Origin of the sequence: Klebsiella sp. M5al, from assembly GCF_002090195.1 — a bacterium.
Lineage (GTDB): Bacteria > Pseudomonadota > Gammaproteobacteria > Enterobacterales > Enterobacteriaceae > Klebsiella > Klebsiella grimontii.
On sequence record NZ_CP020657.1, the window covers coordinates 4,438,045 to 4,456,874 of the forward strand.

Annotated in this window: 12 protein-coding genes; 3 read left to right on the top strand and 9 right to left on the bottom strand. The window is 57.3% G+C overall.

Annotated elements, in window-relative coordinates:
• Window positions 1-56: 56 nt before the first annotated feature.
• The 3 genes from BWI76_RS21200 to BWI76_RS21210 all read right to left on the bottom strand — a co-directional run bounded on the left by BWI76_RS21200 (window position 57) and on the right by BWI76_RS21210 (window position 5,717).
• On the bottom strand, window positions 57-893 hold the full coding sequence (locus BWI76_RS21200; RefSeq protein WP_064343099.1) for an aldose 1-epimerase: 837 nt from the start codon (window positions 891-893) through the stop codon (window positions 57-59).
• Window positions 893-2,329, bottom strand: a complete 1,437-nt coding sequence (locus tag BWI76_RS21205) for a sugar porter family MFS transporter (RefSeq protein ID WP_024359362.1) — start codon at window positions 2,327-2,329, stop codon at window positions 893-895. Before BWI76_RS21205 ends, BWI76_RS21200 begins: the two co-directional genes overlap by 1 nt.
• Window positions 2,330-2,441: 112 nt before the next feature.
• Window positions 2,442-5,717, bottom strand: coding sequence for a DUF5107 domain-containing protein (locus BWI76_RS21210; protein WP_064371613.1), 3,276 nt, complete (start codon window positions 5,715-5,717; stop codon window positions 2,442-2,444).
• Window positions 5,718-5,829: 112 nt separating this feature from the next.
• Here BWI76_RS21210 and BWI76_RS21215 point away from each other — a divergent pair, with 112 nt between their 5' ends.
• On the top strand, window positions 5,830-7,026 hold the full coding sequence (locus BWI76_RS21215; protein ID WP_004134920.1) for an ROK family transcriptional regulator: 1,197 nt from the start codon (window positions 5,830-5,832) through the stop codon (window positions 7,024-7,026).
• Between the two features lie 73 nt (window positions 7,027-7,099).
• Entirely contained in the window at window positions 7,100-7,522 is a 423-nt protein-coding gene (locus BWI76_RS21220; protein ID WP_004123642.1) for a DoxX family protein, read from the top strand.
• A gap of 55 nt (window positions 7,523-7,577) precedes the next feature.
• Here BWI76_RS21220 and glyA read toward each other — a convergent pair whose 3' ends face one another.
• A complete protein-coding gene (glyA, locus tag BWI76_RS21225; protein ID WP_004134918.1) occupies window positions 7,578-8,831 on the bottom strand; it encodes a serine hydroxymethyltransferase in 1,254 nt (417 codons plus the stop codon).
• 325 nt (window positions 8,832-9,156) lie between these two features.
• Here glyA and hmpA point away from each other — a divergent pair, with 325 nt between their 5' ends.
• Window positions 9,157-10,347, top strand: coding sequence for an NO-inducible flavohemoprotein (gene hmpA, locus BWI76_RS21240; RefSeq protein ID WP_024359364.1), 1,191 nt, complete (start codon window positions 9,157-9,159; stop codon window positions 10,345-10,347).
• Between the two features lie 91 nt (window positions 10,348-10,438).
• Here hmpA and glnB read toward each other — a convergent pair whose 3' ends face one another.
• The 5 genes from glnB to purL all read right to left on the bottom strand — a co-directional run bounded on the left by glnB (window position 10,439) and on the right by purL (window position 18,772).
• Window positions 10,439-10,777 carry a nitrogen regulatory protein P-II gene (glnB, locus tag BWI76_RS21245; protein ID WP_002914032.1) on the bottom strand — a complete coding sequence of 113 codons (339 nt, stop codon included), beginning with the start codon at window positions 10,775-10,777 and terminating at the stop codon, window positions 10,439-10,441.
• A gap of 65 nt (window positions 10,778-10,842) precedes the next feature.
• Window positions 10,843-12,180: a two-component system response regulator GlrR gene (gene glrR / locus BWI76_RS21250; protein WP_024359365.1), complete on the bottom strand. Its 1,338-nt coding sequence runs from the start codon at window positions 12,178-12,180 to the stop codon at window positions 10,843-10,845.
• Window positions 12,167-12,871 (bottom strand): two-component system QseEF-associated lipoprotein QseG, encoded by a 705-nt coding sequence (gene qseG, locus BWI76_RS21255; protein ID WP_024359366.1) that lies wholly within the window; start codon window positions 12,869-12,871, stop codon window positions 12,167-12,169. The genes glrR and qseG overlap by 14 nt, the downstream gene beginning before the upstream one ends.
• A 13-nt stretch (window positions 12,872-12,884) precedes the next feature.
• Window positions 12,885-14,321 (bottom strand): sensor histidine kinase, encoded by a 1,437-nt coding sequence (locus BWI76_RS21260; protein ID WP_004134904.1) that lies wholly within the window; start codon window positions 14,319-14,321, stop codon window positions 12,885-12,887.
• Window positions 14,322-14,884: 563 nt separating this feature from the next.
• Window positions 14,885-18,772, bottom strand: a complete 3,888-nt coding sequence (gene purL / locus BWI76_RS21265; protein WP_064371655.1) for a phosphoribosylformylglycinamidine synthase — start codon at window positions 18,770-18,772, stop codon at window positions 14,885-14,887.
• Between the last annotated feature and the right edge of the window lie 58 nt (window positions 18,773-18,830).

An 18,830-nucleotide genomic window follows, 5' to 3' on the forward strand; every position in this document is an offset into this window, starting at 1 on the left:
CGACAGTCTGGCGATAAAGCGGGGCGGGTGCAAGATGCCCTCGCCCATAAATGGCGCTACTCGCGCCCCTGAACGTCTATTTTTAGCGAAAAATTCAGCGTATCTCCGGCGCCCAAAACCCGCAGCCCCGGCTGGCCGTCCATGTTATGGGCGTTTACCGGGTGAGTTTGCGGCTCGAGGCAAAGGAACGGTTCACCCTGCATTCTGAAGAGCATCAACCACGAAGTTTGCGAAAGAATTGTGATAGTCATCACATCACTTACTATCCTCGCTCGTCCACTCCAGCCGGAATAGCCGACGTTCAGCCAGCGATCCTCACCGTACTGCGGGTGGCTGAAATCGGCATAGCCGGGAAGATGGCTTTGCCAGTCCAGCGGAAGGTGTTGTTCCCCTTCCGGCCAGTAGCCACCGGCAGTAAACTGCACCGTGCTGCGCTTATCAAAGGAGAAAAAGGGATGAAAACCGCAGCCGTAGGGGATAGGCGTGCTACCGCAGTGGGTAAGCGTCAGCGATGCTATCAGTTGGTTACGCAGCAGCTGGTAGCGGATCTGCGCCAGGTAATCGAAACCGCAGGCATGTTGCCGACGCAGCTGTAACACGCAAAAGTCGCCGTCGCGCGCAATGATATCCCAGCGCTGTAGCCACCCGTCGCCGTGGAGAAAAAAATGCGCGTCGGCGTGGTGACGAGGCAGGACTATCTCGCGTCCCTGAAAAATAAAGCGGTTTCCGGCGACGCGATTGGCCATCGGCAGCATCGGAAACATACCGCCGGCGGGATTTTCATATAGCACCGGCGCCTGGTATTGCCGCGAGAATAAACTTTGCACTTTGCCGCCCAGAGAAGAGACGCACATCCGCAGATGCGCGTTCTCCAGAATCCACTCTTCCGCCATTAGCGCGTCTGCTCCTGCTTCGCCGCATTAACGCCCGTATGGCGTTGCGCCAGCTGTTCTTCCAGGGCTTCGAGAGTTACCCCTTTCGTTTCCGGCACGTTGCGCAGAATATAGAGATAGCCGGCAGCGCAAATGACGCCATACAGCAGGAAGCTGCCCGCCGCGCCCAGCCCGGCATTAAGCAGCGGGAAAGTGTAGGTTAACAAGAAACAGGCAATCCATAGCGCCAGGGTGCCTAAAGACATCGCGAGTCCGCGAACGCGGTTGGGGAAGATTTCCGCCAGTAGCACCCAGGTGACCGGCGCCAGGGTCAAGGCGTAAATAGCAATAGCCGCCAGCACCAGCAACAGTACCGGCCAGCCCATAATTCCCATGGCGTAAGCGCCGGCAATCAGCACATAGATCAGCGTTAAGCCTGAAGCGCCAAGCAGCATCAGTTTACGGCGGCCGATTTTATCCACCAGCGGCAGCGCGGCGAGGGTAAATACCAGGTTTACAACCCCCGTCGCGACGATCGATTTAAGCGTGCTGTTAATATCGAAGCCCGCTGAGGCAAAAATCTCCTGTGCGTAGTTAAAGATGACGTTAATTCCGCACCACTGCTGGAAGACGGCGAGAACCATGCCAATGATAACGATCGGTTTAACCTGCGGAGCCAGCAGTGCGCCATAGGATACTTTATGGTTATCTTTTTCCAGCGTGTGCGCGATGTCGCGTAATATTCTGTCGGCATAGTCGGCGGAACCAATGCGTTCCAGCGCGGCTCGGGCACGCTCCGGCTTACCGGCCTTCATGAGCCAGCGCGGCGATTCGGGAACAAAAAACATCAGGACCAGAAACGCCAGCGCCGGAACCAGTTCCGCACCGAACATCCAGCGCCAGCCCATCTGTCCGTTCCAGGTTTCCACAATCATCTGCTGCGTTGCCCCCGTCGCCACCGGCTCCGCAATCATCAGGTTGATAAGCTGAGCGGCCAGCACGCCAATCACGATAGTGAGCTGGTTGACCGCAACAAAGCGCCCTCTTTTTTCTGCCGGACTGACTTCGGCAATGTAAAGCGGGCTGAGAGCGGATGCCAGACCAATCCCCACGCCGCCCACAATGCGATAAACCACAAACATGTCGAAACTACTGGCGACCGCCGTCCCCCACGCGGAAGCGCTGAACAGCACGGCGGAAAGTATTAATGGCAGCTTACGCCCGAGTTTATCGGCGCACCATCCCGAGATTAATGCGCCGAAAACGCAGCCCACCAGCGCCGAGCTCATTGCCCAACCGGACTGCGCCGGGTCGGTAATGGAAAACCAGGCTTCATAAAACGGCTTTGCGCCGCCAATGACTACCCAGTCATAGCCAAACAGTAAACCACCGCAGGCGGCGACCAGACAGATAGTCCAGACGTAGCCCATTTTCAGATGTGTCTGCGCGTTATTCATAATGATTCCTCTATAAGGGAAACGCAGGGAACAGTAGGGTTCAGGCGGGCCAGGCCCGCCCGTTTCAGGTTCAGGTTCAGGTTCAGGTTCAGGTTCAGGTTCAGGTTCAGGTTCAGGAAAACATGCCGCTTTGCAGGGCGTGACGAATCAAATGCGCCTTATCATGAGCCGGGTTCAGCTGCAGCAGTTGCTGCATCGCCTGCTGGCTGGCGGATAAGTTGCCCAGCCCCAGATGGCCCAGCGCTTCAATAAACAAACAGTGCTGCTGGTGCTGCTGCTGCGCTGAGACATCAAGCACCACCAAATCCGGGAGAGAGACGGCAAAAAAGTCGGCTTGCGGAACGTCATCCCGATGCTGCCCGGCCCAGGCGATAAAATTCTGGAAGTGCTGCTCGGCCTGCGCCGGGTTACCGCCCTTACGCAGCGCGATGCCCTGCCAGAAAAGGTAATCAGCGGGCTGATCGTTGTAGTAACGCCCGGCGTCCAGCGTTGAGCCTCCTTGTAGGGCAAGCTGGTAATATTCTGCTGCCTGCTGCGCATCCCCAGCCTGTTCCGCGCAGTAGCCCAGCAAATACCAGATATCGTTGTCCGTCTGCCCGGGCAGTCGCCCCTCCCCCAGATTATCGGGATAGCGTAATGCGTCTTTCAGACAGTGCGCGGCCTGCGTAAACGCCTCGCGTTCGATAAACTGCAAAGCCCGATGCAGCTGATTGAGCAAATACTGACCGGTGATTCTCCCTTCCCCGCCTTCCCAGGGATGAAACACGCGCGTACCGAGAATAGCGGCGGCATTGGCATAATGGCCGGCCGCGTTCCACAGGCTTAGCAGCTCAGCGGTCAGATCGTCCCGCTTCAGCACCACCGCTTTGCGCGCCGCCAGCGTTTCCAGTCGTTCGTTTACCGGCGTACCCAGCGATTTTTTCAGGAAATCAAGCTCAAAGAGGAAGCGCGCATTTTCGGGCTCAAGCTCTACGGCCCGCTGCAGATAAGCCAGCGCCTGCGCGGCATCCTGTTGTTTGTTCCAGGCGTAGACCCCGAGCAGGCGATGAGCGGGCGCGTAGTCGGGAGATTTTTCCAGCGTCTCGCGCCAGCAGCTGACCGCCTCTTCATAGCGACGTTTGCTGTACCAGAAACAACCGAGCAGATAGCGGGCAAAAGCGCTATCGCTCAGAGTTTGCAGCATCCGGACTTCATCGAGCGTATTGGGGAAACGCACTTTTTGCGGATGGCAGCGCTCGGCTTCGGCAATTAACTGTTGCCGTTTATTCGCGTCATCACTTAACGAGGCGCGCCACAGCATCGGCAGCGCTTCCTGGCAATCCAGAACCTCAAGCACCTCCTTCGCCGCCTGCTTCTGACCGATGGAGAGCAGCCAGCCCGCCAGCAGGCTGCCGTTGATCCCTCTGCGCCCCGTTACCCGCAGCAGGTTCTCTCGCGCTTCGTCGCCGGGCTCAATCATCCAGCGCACGCAGTGCAGCGGATAGCTCAACGGGTATGGTTTAAGGCAGGCGAAAATATACTCCTGCGCCGCTTTCGTCCGCCCGCTCTTCGCTAACGCCAGCGCTTTCAGCCCCATAGCCAGATGGTTGCTGGCGTTGAACTGCAGGCTGGTGTTGACCTTTTCCAGCGCGTCGACCGTATCACCGCGCTTCATCGCCAGCCGCGCCAGCGCCCACCATGCAGCATCGCGGCAGTTACCGCTCCAGGATGCTTTGTAATAGTGATCCCAGGCGCCTTGTTCATCTCCCTGCCTTTCCAGCGCGCTGGCAAGCAGCATACTGGCTTCGCCATCGCGCGGATTTTTATTCAGACGATGAGCGCGGAGTAGCGCGGCGCGGGCACATTGCTCCGCTAAAACCCAGTCGGCCTGGTTAAACGCCAGCGTCCCGAGAGCAACATTATTACGATAATCCTGCGGATCGAGGGCTATCGCCCGGCGATAGTAATCTGCGGCATAGCGGCTGGCGTGATTGTATTGTTCAAGATGCTGGCCGATAAAATAGAGCTCATCACCGTTGTGAATCTCTTCAGGCATCGCCGGCGCAGAGGCCGGTTCGGGCAGCGGCGTCTGCTGAGTAATATGTTCGTGATAATCCAGTAGCACTTGCTTGTCTGCACTTTTCACCTTAATGGTCAAACGACCGGCGTCATTTTGCGGCAGCGTATGCCGCCAGCTCTCTCCCGGCTTCAGCGTAAGCTGAGTCTCATACAGCGGCTGCTTTTCCGCGCTGAGTTCAACAACAATATTTTCCAGCGGCGCAATGGCGTAAACGCCGAGCTGCAGCTGCTCAGAATCGCGAACCAGCTTCAGCGCCAGCTGCGTATTGGCATTTTGCACCATCCCCAGCTCGCTATAGGGAAGGAAATTTTGCACAAACACCTTCTCTTCATAAGGCGCAAGCCAGGTAAAGTCAGGCTGGTTATCGGTGTAGACGCCGGTCATTAGCTCAATATAGGGGCCGTTTTCATCCGTCAGATTGCGGTCCCACGCCTGGCCAAAGTCGCCATAGCCCCAGCTCCACTGTTTTTTGCCCGGCGAAACGTGGTGGTCGGCGACATGCAGTAGCCCACCGCGCTCGTCGTGGTGATAAGCGCCGACAAAATCGTAGTCCGATTTCTCCGCCATATACGAGGTGGGTACAGGAACGTTTTTATAACGGGAGATATCGACGCCCGCAGAATAGTCGACTTTGTAGTAGGTGCCGGTGGCAATAGGGAAAGCGGAAACATCACGCTTGCCGTGATCGAACACGGCGGTGACGTCGGGCGGAAAAACGCTCTGATGAGCATCGCCGCCTTTTACCGCCGGGTTGGCCCACCACAGGAAATGACGCGGCGTGGCGTTACCGTTAAAGACCTTGCCGGTAATTTCAATCAGCGCGCGGTCAGGATAAAGTGTAAACCCGGTCATGACCTGCAAACCGCGCATGGGCTCCGCTTCCCCCATCCATACGGTCTGCACGCCGTTTTCCCCGCACTGGATCGAAAAGTCGACCGGCATAAAGGTCGTCGGGCGATGATGCTGCGGCCAGTTGAACTCGATACCGCCGGAAATCCAGGGCCCCAGCAGCCCCACCAGGGCGGGCTTCACCACTTCATTGTAATATACGAAATCGCGCTGTTTAACCTTGTCATACGCCCGATGTATACGGCCGCCGAGTTCCGGTAACAGCATAATTCGAATGAAATCATTCTCCATCCATACTGCCTGATAATCGCGCATCTCACGTTCGCCGGTCAGGGTGTCAATCACGCCGTAGGGATAAACGTTACCGGAAGAACCTTGATAAACGCGTTTTTCCAGAAACATAGGGTTCGGATCCTCCGCCCCCGTTGTCCACGTAGGTAATGTGATTATCTCCTGCCAGACCTTAACCGAACCGTACATGACGCCTCCACTAAACAAAGTAAGGTAAAATTCGCTATGAGAGGAGTTTATATCGTCACTTAGCTGCTAAAATGCGCAATGCTCACGCTATATAGTTAAGGGAGTTAAGTGTATGCAGCGTACCGGTTTAAATAACGCCCGGGTCAGACAGACCAATAAATCCATTTTTCTGGCTCATCTCTGGCGGGAGAAGCAGCTGAGTAAATCCCAGCTTTCTCAGCTCACCGGACTCTCTATTCCGGCGGTGAGCAATATTCTTGAAGAGCTGCTCAGCGAGGGACTGATCGACCATTCCACGGAAAAAATGAGCAAACGCGGAATGAACAGCGGAAGCTACCAGATCCCCGCGCGCGGAGCCTGGACGCTATGCATGAATATCACGCCAACCAGTATTGAGTATCAGCTTGCCGACGCCCGTCTACTGGCAGTTGACGGCTGCCAGCATGTGCCCATCGACGCGCCTACGCCGCAGGCCCTGCTGGAGAGCATTATTGCATGCTGGCGGCGTATCCACCGTCTCTACCCGCAGCACAGTATTCATCTGGCGCTTGGCGTCCATGGTCAGGTAGATCCGATAACCGGCGTTTCACAAACTATGCCCCAGGCGCGCTGGAAAACGCCGATTGAAATAAAGTATCTGCTGGAAGAACAGCTCGGCGTGCAGGTGCGGGTAGATAATGACTGCGTGATGCTGGCGCTGGCCGAGAAATGGCAGCATCAGGGCCCACAACCGGATTTTTGCGTGATCAACGTCGATTACGGTATTGGCTCATCGTTTGTGATTAACGATCAGATTTATCGAGGAAGCCTCTACGGCAGCGGGCAGATTGGACACACGATTGTGAATCCTGACGGCAAGGCCTGCGACTGCGGCAGATACGGCTGTCTTGAAACCGTAGCCTCCCTCAGCGCGTTGAAAAAACAGGCGCGAATGTGGCTCAAAACCCAGCCTGAGGCGCAGCGCTCCCCGGAGCAGTTAACCACGGCATCGCTCATTGAGGCCTGGGAAAAGGGGGACGTGCATATTCGCGCATGGGTTGACAGCGCGGCCAACGCCATTGGCTTAAGCCTTTATAATTTCTTGAATATTTTGAATATTAATCAGATCTGGCTATACGGTCGCAGCTGTGCCTTTGGCGAACAGTGGCTGGAAAGTATCGTTAAACAAACCGGCTTTAATCCCTTTGACCACGGCGATACGCCGCGAGCGCACGCCACTCAAATCGGCTTTGGCACACTGACCCGCGCCCAGCAGCTGATGGGGATCGGTTATCTGTATGTTGAGGAGCAATTGCAAACGCTGCGTTAATCGTCAGAGGACGTGGCGGAGCGCAAATTTGTGTAGTACGTTTAAATCACACGTCTCTCATAACGAGCTGATTATGAACACTCTACGCTACTTTGACTTTGGCTCCTCCCGCTCTCTGCTGCTGCTGATTGCGCGTATCGCGGTAGTGGTGCTGTTTATTCTTTTCGGTTATCCCAAGCTGCTCGGCTTTAGCGGCACGGTGCAGTACATGGCCTCCTCCGGCGCGCCGATGCCAACGCTTGCGGCCATCATTGCCATTATTATGGAAGTGCCGGCGGCCATTTTAATTGTGCTGGGCTTTTTCACCCGCCCTCTGGCGGTGATCTTTATTTTTTATACTCTTGGCACCGCGGTAATAGGCCATCACTACTGGGATATGTCTGGCGATGCGGTGCTGCCGAACATGATTAACTTCTGGAAAAACGTCAGCATTGCCGGCGCCTTCCTGCTGCTGGCAATAACCGGGCCCGGCGCTATTTCCCTCGATCGACGCTAATCTTCAGACGCAAAAAAGGCCGCGATTGCGGCCTTTTTAATTTTAACGACTACGATTACGCATAAACCGGGAAGCGGGAGCAGATGTCCAGCACTTTGCCCTTCACGCGCTCAATGACCGCTTCATCATTGATGTTGTCCAGCACGTCGCACATCCAGCCGGCCAGCTCTTTCACTTCCGCTTCTTTAAAGCCGCGACGGGTGACCGCCGGAGAACCGATACGGATACCGGAGGTCACAAACGGGCTCTTCGGATCGTTCGGTACGCTGTTTTTGTTGACCGTGATGTTGGCGCGACCCAGCGCAGCGTCAGCTTCTTTACCGGTCAGGTTTTTATCCACCAGATCCAGCAGGAACAGATGGTTTTCAGTGCCGCCAGAAACCACTTTGTAGCCGCGGTTCAGGAACACTTCCACCATCGCTTTGGCGTTTTTAGCAACCTGCTGCTGATAGACTTTGAACTCTGGCTCCATCGCTTCTTTCAGCGCAACCGCTTTGGCCGCGATAACGTGCATCAGCGGGCCGCCCTGGGCGCTCGGGAATACGGCAGAGTTCAGTTTTTTGTACAGTTCTTCGCTACCGCCTTTCGCCAGGATCAGGCCGCCGCGCGGACCCGCCAGGGTTTTATGGGTAGTGGTGGTCACCACGTGCGCATGCGGAACCGGGTTCGGGTACACGCCTGCGGCAATCAGGCCGGCAACGTGGGCCATGTCAACGAACAGGTATGCGCCAATGCTGTCAGCGATTTCGCGCATTTTTGCCCAGTCAACGATACCGGAGTAGGCAGAGAAACCACCGATAATCATCTTCGGTTTGTGTTCCTGAGCCTGCTTCGCCATATCTTCGTAGTCAATTTTGCCGGACTCATCAATGCCGTAAGGAATGATGTTATACAGTTTGCCTGAGAAGTTAACCGGAGAACCGTGAGTCAGGTGACCGCCTTGCGCCAGGTTCATACCCAGAACGGTGTCGCCCGGCTGCAGCAGAGCGGTATAGACCGCGAAGTTGGCCTGGGAACCGGAGTGCGGCTGCACGTTAGCGTAGTCAGCGCCAAACAGCTCTTTCGCGCGGTCGATAGCCAGTTGCTCCACGATATCGACGTATTCACAGCCGCCGTAGTAGCGCTTACCCGGATAGCCTTCAGCGTATTTGTTAGTCAGCTGAGAGCCCTGCGCCTGCATAACGCGTGGGCTGGTGTAGTTTTCGGAGGCGATCAGTTCGATGTGCTCTTCCTGACGTACTTTTTCTTGCTCCATAGCCTGCCACAGTTCGGCATCATAATCGGCAATGTTCATTTCACGCTTTAACATCCGCATCTCCTGACTCAGCTAACAATAGAATTTCGGCCTTAAAAGGCGGTCCGATTGGACAACGGCCCACAGTATAACTGAATCATTCTGTGATAACAGGTCTTGACAAAGGATTTTACGCAAACGATTGGCTCCGCGTAACACAAGGCTTTGAGCAATAAAGCTCCTGCAATTATCAACGGATTTGTTTTCAGGTTTGTGATGCGAATATTTCATGTTGTCACTGCCGTAGGGCAAAGCGTTAAAGAACCATTTACAAAGCAGGGGTATTTTTATAAGATGCATTCAAAATGCATCATTAAGATAACCTACAAAGGAAGCTGCTATGCTCGACGCGCAAACCATCGCTACGGTGAAAGCCACCATCCCCCTGCTGGTTGAAACCGGTCCGAAACTGACCGCCCATTTTTACGACCGGATGTTTGCTCATAATCCTGAACTCAAAGAAATCTTCAATATGAGCAATCAGCGCAACGGCGACCAGCGCGAGGCGCTGTTCAACGCTATTGCCGCCTATGCCAGCAATCTTGAGAACCTGCCTGCCCTGCTGCCGGCGGTGGAGAAAATCGCCCAGAAGCACACCAGCTTCCAGATCCAGCCCGAGCAGTACAACATTGTCGGTACCCACCTGCTGGCCACTCTTGACGAAATGTTCAGTCCGGGCCAGGAAGTACTGGATGCCTGGGGCAAGGCCTACGGCATACTGGCCAACGTCTTTATTAATCGTGAAGCGCAAATCTATAACGAAAGCGCCAGCAAAACCGGCGGCTGGGAAGGCACCCGCGCGTTCCGCATCGTCAAAAAAACGCCGCGCAGCGCGCTGATTACCAGCTTTGAATTTGAGCCGGTCGACGGCGGCGCGGTAGCGGAATATCATCCAGGCCAGTATCTGGCGGTCTGGCTGAAGCCGGAAGGTTTCCCACATCAGGAAATTCGTCAGTACTCCCTGACCCGCAAACCCGACGGCAAAGGCTATCGCATTGCGGTTAAGCGCGAAAACGGCGGGCAGGTGTCGAACTGGCTGCATGATTCCGCCAAAGAAGGCGATGTGGTTTATCTGGCGGCACCTGCAGGAGATTTCTTCCTCAACGTGGCGCCAGAAACGCCGGTCACGCTGCTCTCCGGCGGCGTGGGGCAGACGCCGATGCTGGCGATGCTTGACGTACTGGCGAAAGCGCAGCATCCGGCGCAGGTGAACTGGTTCCATGCGGCAGAGAACGGCGACGTGCACGCCTTCGCGGACGAAGTGAAAGCGCTGGGTGAAACGCTGCCGAAGTTTACTTCTCACGTCTGGTACCGCAGTCCGAGCGAAGCGGACCGTCAGGCGGACGCGTTTGATAGCGAAGGTTTGATGGATTTATCGGCCCTGGCCGACAAGATCGGCGACCCGCAGATGCAGTTCTATCTCTGCGGCCCGGTGGCGTTTATGCAATTTGCCGCGCAGCAGCTGGTTGAATTGGGAGTCAATAAGGACAACATCCATTACGAATGTTTCGGGCCGCATAAGGTGCTGTAACCCGGTATAATAACCCCGGTGGCGGTGCGCTTACCGGGGCTACAAATCTGGATGGAATTGAAGTTCTTAAGCCATCATCCGTTTTTTAAGCTTAAATCGCCGCGTCGTCTTCTTCGCCGGTGCGGATACGAATCACGCGCGCGACATCGAAGACAAAGATTTTACCGTCGCCGATTTTGCCGGTCTGCGCCGTACGGATGATGGTATCCACGCAGGTGTCGACGATATCATCGGTGACAACGATTTCGATTTTCACTTTCGGCAGAAAATCCACCATATACTCCGCGCCGCGATACAGCTCGGTATGCCCCTTCTGGCGGCCAAAGCCTTTCACTTCCGTTACCGTCATCCCGGTGATGCCGACTTCGGCCAGCGCTTCGCGCACGTCATCCAGTTTGAAAGGTTTAATAATCGCATCAATCTTTTTCATGGTGTTCCTGTCTTAGTCGCGTAACCGGTTGCTAACCGTATCATAACTTGCGTCATCCTACGGAGCTACTCTTTAAAGTCGTTAGCGTCGAGCTCGTGGCGCGACAGCAGCTTATAAAATTCGGTGCGGTTGCGCCCCGCCATCCGCGCCGCATGCGTGACGTTGCCTTTGGTAATTTGCAGCAGCTTGCGCAGGTAATTGAGCTCAAACTGGTTCCGCGCCTCGACAAACGTCGGCAGCGCGGTGTTTTCCCCTTCCAGCGCCTGTTCCACCAGCGCGTCGCTAATGACCGGCGAAGAGGTCAGCGCCACGCACTGCTCAATCACGTTCACCAGTTGGCGCACGTTGCCCGGCCATTTGGCGGCCATCAGCCGCTTCATCGCATCCGTGGAGAATGCGCGTACAAAGGGTTTATGGCGATCGGCAGACTGGCGCAGCAGATGGTTCGCCAGCAGCGGAATATCTTCCGTACGCTCGGCCAGCGGCGGGATTTTCAGATTCACCACGTTCAGGCGGTAAAACAGATCTTCGCGAAACTCGCCGCGCGCCATCGCTTTTGGCAGGTCGCGATGGGTCGCAGAAATAATCCGCACATCAATGTCGATATCGCGATTGCTGCCCAGCGGGCGGACTTTACGCTCTTGTAAAACGCGCAGCAGTTTTACCTGTAACGCCACCGGCATATCGCCGATCTCATCCAGAAACAGCGTGCCGCCTTCCGCGGCCTGAAATAGCCCCTCCCGGTTGCTGACCGCGCCGGTAAAGGCGCCGCGCGCGTGGCCGAATAGCTCCGACTCCAGCAGCTGTTCGGGGAGCGCGCCGCAGTTAATAGCGACAAAGGGTTTGTCCCGGCGCGGGCTGGCGTTATGGATGGCCTGGGCGATAATCTCCTTGCCGGTACCGCTCTGGCCGTTAATCAGCACGCTGACGTCCGACTGCGCCACCATCCCGGCCTGCTCCAGCAGGCGCTCCATCAGCGGGCTACGGGTCACAATCGCCTGGCGCCAGCGCTCATCGGTCGTCGGCGCGCTCTGCTCCAGCGCGTCATCAATGGCTTTATACAGGGCGTCTTTATCCACCGGCTTGGTCAGAAAGCTAAACACACCCTGCTGGGTCGCGGCGACGGCGTCCGGAATGGAACCGTGCGCGGTGAGAATAATCACCGGCATTCCCGGCTGCACCTTCTGGATTTCGCTGAACAGCTGAAGGCCGTCCATCTCGTCCATCCGCAGATCGCTGACCACCAGATCCACTTTGTCACGGCCCAGCATGCGCAGCGCCTCCGGCCCGCTCTCGGCGGTCAGCACGCTGTATCCTTCGCTGACAAGACGCATGCCCAGCAGCTTCAGCAGGCCCGGATCGTCGTCCACTAACAGCAGGCGGGCGGGTTTACGGATCGTCATGAATCACCTCCGGGACTTTATCGCTGCCGTGCCCGGCGTCTGAGCTAAAGTTCCCGCCGGGTTTACGGCTGGAGAGCTGACGCTCGATATCGGTGAGATTCTCCAGCTTGCGGGTCGTCAGCTCGAGCTGATTGCGTAATTCAATTTCCTGCTGACGCAGCGTCTCAAGCTCCGCATCGCTTGACTGCTGCAGTTTGGCGTAGCGGGAGCGCTCGTCAATCAGCTGAAGCTGCCGGCCCTGGGCATCGCGCCAGAGCTGATAGAGCGGGCGAACCTGGGCGGCAATTTGCGGGCTAAAGGTATCCAGGCTGGCCACCAGATCGCGACGCTCATTGGGCGTGATTTTGGCATCGGCCAGCAAAATGCCGCGCTTAAAGGCATCCTGCCAGCTGTTGGCATCGTGCTGCCGGGCTTCAGCCCGCGCCTGTACCGGAGCAAGGCGATCCGCGCAGTCAATTCCCCGCAGCCAGTACAGCGGGTTTTTATCGCTGGCGTCGCTCTGCAGGGTCCAGATGTCGGCGCACTCGACCGAAAGAAAATCGGCGACCTGGTGCTGCGGCAGCGCGGAGAGCGTTTTGCCATCCGCAGCGTGTGGTGATGTAGAGGCGGAACATCCCGCCAGCGCCAGGCACGAAATGCCTGACAGCAGCCATCCCCTGAGGGGACGGACAAGTGCGAAGAAGTGGGACATAATCACCCGATAGTTATACGTTATTTTTTCCAGACTCGGCGACGGGGAGCGTGATACGAAAACAGATTAGCCCGGATTTATCATCAACCAGGCTCAGCTCGCCCTGCATTTGCCGTACACAGTCGCGGGCAATGCTCAGCCCCAGACCGCTGCCTTTTACCGCCCCTTTACGCTGGTGGCTTCCCTGATAAAAAGGCTCAAAAATCATGTTTCTCTCTGCGGGCGGGATCGGCTCGCCGTTGTTAATGACGTCAATGCGCACCTGCTCGCCGTGCCGATAGCTATGGATTCGAATGTTACCGGATTCAGCACCATAGTGCACCGCATTGGAGTAGAGATTATCCAGTACGCTCACCAGCAGAGCAGGCTCCGCTTCGCAAAAACGCTCGCTGAGCGCCAGTTCGGTATGCATCATTTTAGCTCTTGCCGGCAGGCTGTGGGCGGAAACCACGTTTTCCACCAGTTCGGCCAGGTTGACCGTCTCGCGCGCAATCGGGCCATCGGCCTGTTTGCGGTTGTAGTCCAGCAGCTGCTCAATCAGCTTTTGCAGGTTGCGGCTGCTGTTATCCAGAATCTCCACGATCTCCTGCTGCTCGGGCGTCAGCGGCCCGGCCACCCGGTCGGCAAGCAGCTCTGTCCCTTCGCGCATGCTGGCCAGCGGCGTTTTCAGCTCATGGGAAAGATGGCGCAGGAACTGATGCCGCTGGGATTCCAGCCAGGCAAGGCGTTCGCTCAGCCAGATAATGCGTTTGCCGACGGAGCGCAACTCGCGCGGACCGGTAAACAGCGCGGCGTCATCCAGGGATTTTCCCTCCCCCAGCCGGTTAATCATTCTCTCAATGCCCTTCACCGGGCCGATAATCATGCGGGTAAAAAGCAGCACCAGCGCCAGGCTGAGCAGAAACAGCACCAGCGCCTGCCAGCCGAAGAACTGACCGCGCTCGGCGATTTCCTGCTGCAGCTGCTGCCCGCGCGAATAGACCACCGTTCGGGTCGCCTGAACCATGTCGCTATTGGCGGAGGCAAACGCTTCCAGGCTGGCGGCTGACTTCGCCGCCGGACCGCTATTTTTACACTGCAGCTCCGCCAGATCGTCGAGATCCTGACGCAACGCCCGCCAGATTTTCTCATCAGGCAGGACGCCCGCGTGAGCATCGAGCATTTCACTGTAGCGTTGGCGCTGATTCTGGTAGACCCGCGCCAGCGTCGGATCGTCCAGCACGCAGTACTGACGGTAGCTACGTTCCATCTCCAGCGATGCGTTAATCATCGCTTCGCTGCGGCGGGCATCGATAAGCGTGGTACGGTTGATATGCGCCGCCTGCGCGCTCAGCGCGTTGAGGCTTTGCCACGCCTGCCATGCCAGCACCAGCAGCGGAAGCAAGATCAGCACGAAGGATAGCGTGACCAGCTGGCGCAGCGAACGGGGAAAAAGGGAGAGTCGCTTCAAGGATAGTGTCTCAATCATTAGCTCATGACGATGCTAACTGAGGACGCAAGAAACATCTACGCCAGAAATAATAAAGCCAGGCTACGGGAGCCTGGCTTTATTAAGCAATGAGGCGGTGCCTTACTCGACGTTTCGCCCGATGACTGATAAAGCAGAGCTGTTATCAGGAGTTGGACGGCAGGCACCTGTTTGTGCGTCATTCGAAGTTTATGTAGCGCGTCCCGAAGGGGCTGACATAAGAAGGTGAATGAGCCACTGGTTATAATTATGCACGAACTATGCCACATCTCAAAACATTTTATTAACACAATGAAATATAATACCTTTTTACTATTCAAGCGTATAAATAATGATGATCGTTTTTTGCGCAAAGTGTCGCTGATTAGCAACACCGGATGAATGGTTTAGCAATGCTATTATAAATCAACAGGTTAAATGTCTCCTTTTGACGACATCTCTATAGCGCGTTTGTCGGCGATCCCCGACACCTTTTGCCGATGAGCTTCACAAATAAAAAAGCCTCCTGCGCGGGCAGGAGGCTTAATGCGATTCGCGAACGGTTTTTAGCCCAGCTGTTTACGCGCGTTGCGGAAAATACGCATCCACGGGCTGTCTTCGCCCCAGTTTTCCGGGTGCCAGGAGTTCGACACGGTACGGAACACGCGCTCCGGGTGCGGCATCATAATGGTCGCGCGCCCGCTTTCGCTGGTCACCGCGGTGATGCCGTTCGGCGACCCGTTCGGGTTAGCCGGATAGTTTTCCGTCACTTTACCGAAGTTATCGACGAAGCGCAGCGCCACCAGGCCTTTGCTTTCCAGATGCGCCAGATGCGCGCCATCGCGGACTTCAACCTGCCCTTCACCGTGGGATACGGCAATCGGCATCATCGATCCCACCATTCCCTGCAGCAGCAGCGACGGGCTCTGGGTCACCTCAACCAGGCTGAAGCGCGCTTCAAAGCGGTCTGACTGGTTACGCACAAAGCGCGGCCACAGGTCGCTGCCCGGGATCAGCTCGCGCAGGTTAGACATCATCTGGCAGCCGTTGCACACGCCCAGCGCCAGGGTTTGCGGACGATGGAAGAAAGTGGCAAATTCGTCGCGAACCCGCTCATTGAACAGGATTGATTTCGCCCAGCCCTCACCGGCGCCTAAAACGTCACCGTAGGAGAATCCGCCGCAGGCCACCAGCGCCTGGAAGTCAGCAAGACCGGTACGGCCCGCCAGCAGGTCGCTCATGTGCACGTCGATGGCATCAAAGCCGGCACGATGGAACGCTGCCGCCATTTCAACGTGGGAGTTTACGCCCTGCTCGCGCAGCACCGCGACCTTCGGACGCGCGCCGGTGGCAATATAAGGCGCCGCGATATCCTCATTGATATCGAAGGAGAGCTTCACGTTGAGGCCCGGATCGGCGTCGTTGGCTTTCGCCTCGTGCTCCTGGTCGGCGCACTCCGGGTTATCGCGCAGACGCTGCATTTGCCAGGTGGTTTCCGCCCACCACATGCGCAGCGTTGTGCGGCTTTCGCTGAATAGCGGATGACCGTCGGCCTCGATGACAAAGCGATCGCCCGCCGTAGCCTGGCCAAGATAGTGAACGCAATCCGCCAGACCATGAGCGGCCAGCAGCGCTTCCACCGCCTGGCGGTCGGCGGCACGCACCTGAATCACGCCGCCAAGCTCTTCGTTAAACAGCGCGGCCAGACGATCCTCGCCGAGCGCGGCGATATCAACCTTGACGCCGCAGTGGCCGGTAAAGGCCATCTCGGCCAGCGTGACCAGCAGGCCGCCGTCAGACCGGTCGTGCCACGCCAGCAGCTTACCTTCAGCCACCAGCGCCTGCATCGCATCCCAGAAGCCTTTCAGCTGCGCGACATCGCGAACGTCGGCAGTCACATCGCCAAGCTGACGGTAAACCTGCGCCAGCGCGGTCGCGCCCAGGGCATTGTTCCCCTTGCCTAAATCAATCAGCAGCAGGGCGTTATCAACGGTTGCGAGCTGCGGGGTGACGGTACGGCGTACGTCTTCCACGCGGGCAAAGGCGGAAATCACCAGCGACAGCGGAGAGGTCATCTCGCGCTGTTCGGTACCTTCCTGCCAGCGGGTTTTCATCGACATGGAGTCTTTACCCACCGGAATGGTCAGTCCCAGGGCCGGGCAAAGCTCTTCGCCAATCGCTTTTACCGCTTCATATAACCCGGCGTCTTCGCCCGGGTGACCGGCTGCGGCCATCCAGTTTGCCGACAACTTCACGCGATTGAGCGCGCCAATCTGCGTCGCCGCGATGTTGGTCAGCGCCTCGCCGACCGCCAGACGGGCGGAAGCGGCAAAGTCCAGCAGCGCCACCGGCGCGCGTTCGCCAATAGACATGGCTTCGCCGTAATAGCTGTCAAGGCTGGCGGTAGTCACCGCGCAGTTAGCCACCGGGATCTGCCACGGCCCCACCATCTGATCGCGCGCCACCATACCGGTGACGGTGCGGTCGCCGATGGTGACGAGGAAGGTTTTCTCCGCCACGGTCGGCAGGTGCAGCACGCGATTCACCGCGTCGGCAATAGTGATTTCCTGACGTACCAGACTCTGGCCCTGGGCTTTCAGCGTCTGCACGTCGCGGGTCATTTTCGGCGTTTTGCCCAGCAGCACGTCAAGCGGCAGGTCGATCGGGCGATCGTCAAAATGGCTATCGTCGAGGCTCAAATGCAGCGCTTCGGTGGCTTCGCCAATCACCGCGTACGGCGCGCGTTCGCGGCGGCACAGCTCATCAAACAGCGGCAGCTGCTCCGGCGCGACCGCCAGCACATAACGTTCCTGCGATTCGTTACACCAGATCTCCAGCGGGCTCATGCCCGGCTCATCGCTGAGGATATCGCGCAGTTGGAATTTACCGCCGCGTCCGCCGTCGCTGACCAGTTCCGGCATCGCGTTCGACAGACCGCCGGCGCCGACGTCGTGGATAAACAGAATCGGGTTGGCGTCGCCCAGCTGCCAACAGCGGTCGATAACTTCCTGGCAGCGACGTTCCATCTCCGGGTTATCGCGCTGTACGGAGGCAAAATCCAGATCGGCATCAGACTGGCCGGAGGCCATTGAAGAGGCCGCACCGCCGCCGAGGCCGATGTTCATCGCCGGGCCGCCGAGAACAATCAGCTTCGCGCCGACGACAACCTCGCCCTTCTGCACGTGTTCGCCGCGAATGTTGCCGATACCGCCCGCCAGCATAATGGGCTTGTGATAGCCGCGCAGCTCTTCGCCGTTGTGGCTGGCGACCTTCTCTTCATAGGTACGGAAGTAGCCGTTAAGCGCCGGACGACCGAATTCGTTGTTAAACGCCGCGCCGCCCAGCGGGCCTTCGGTCATGATATCCAGCGCGGTGACGATGCGATCCGGCTTGCCGAAATCCTCTTCCCACGGCTGTTCAAAACCGGGAATACGCAGGTTCGAAACAGAGAAGCCCACCAGGCCCGCCTTCGGTTTCGCGCCGCGCCCGGTCGCGCCTTCATCGCGAATTTCGCCGCCGGAACCGGTCGCCGCGCCCGGCCACGGAGAGATCGCCGTCGGGTGGTTATGGGTTTCGACCTTCATCAGAATATGCGCGTCTTCCTGGTGGAAGTCGTAGCGGCCGGTTTCGTGGTCGGCGAAGTAGCGACCCACGGCTGAACCTTCCATTACCGCGGCGTTGTCTTTATAAGCAGACAGCACGTAGTCCGGGGTTTTCTCAAAGGTGTTTTTGATCATTTTGAACAGCGACTTCGGCTGCTTTTCGCCATCAATGACCCAGTCGGCGTTAAAAATCTTGTGTCGGCAGTGCTCAGAGTTCGCCTGCGCGAACATATAAAGTTCGATATCGTTCGGGTTGCGGCCCAGCTTCTGGAAAGCATCCTGCAAATAGTCGATTTCATCCTCGGCCAGCGCCAGCCCCAGACGGAGGTTGGCGTCAATCAGCGCCTGACGGCCGAGGCCCAGCAGGTCAACGCTGGTGACCGGAGTGGGCTGATGGTGGGCGAAGAGTTTTTCACCCTCTTCCAGCGCCGTGAAGACGCTTTCCATCATGCGGTCATGCAGTTCGGCCGCCACCAGCGACCACTGTTCGTCATTCAGGCTGCCCGCTTCGACGTAATACGCCACGCCGCGTTCCAGACGCACCACCTGAGACAGGCCGCAGTTATGGGCGATGTCGGTAGCTTTAGAAGACCAGGGAGAGATGGTGCCGGGACGGGGGGTAACGAGCAGTAGCTTGCCGGTTGGAGTATGGCTGCTTAGGTTCGGGCCATATTTGAGCAACCTTGCCAGACTCTCGCGATCGTCGCCGCTGAGCGGGGCGCTAAGGTCGGCAAAATGAACGTACTCGGCATATATCGTGCTGACCGGAAGGTTGGCCGCCTGGAAACGTGCCAGCAGTTTATTGATACGGAATGCCGACAGTGCAGGTGAACCACGCAAAATTTCCATCATAAGTCTCTCGTCTTCGAAGCTTTCATGGTGAGCCAGGGGGGAAACGGGCGCCATTATA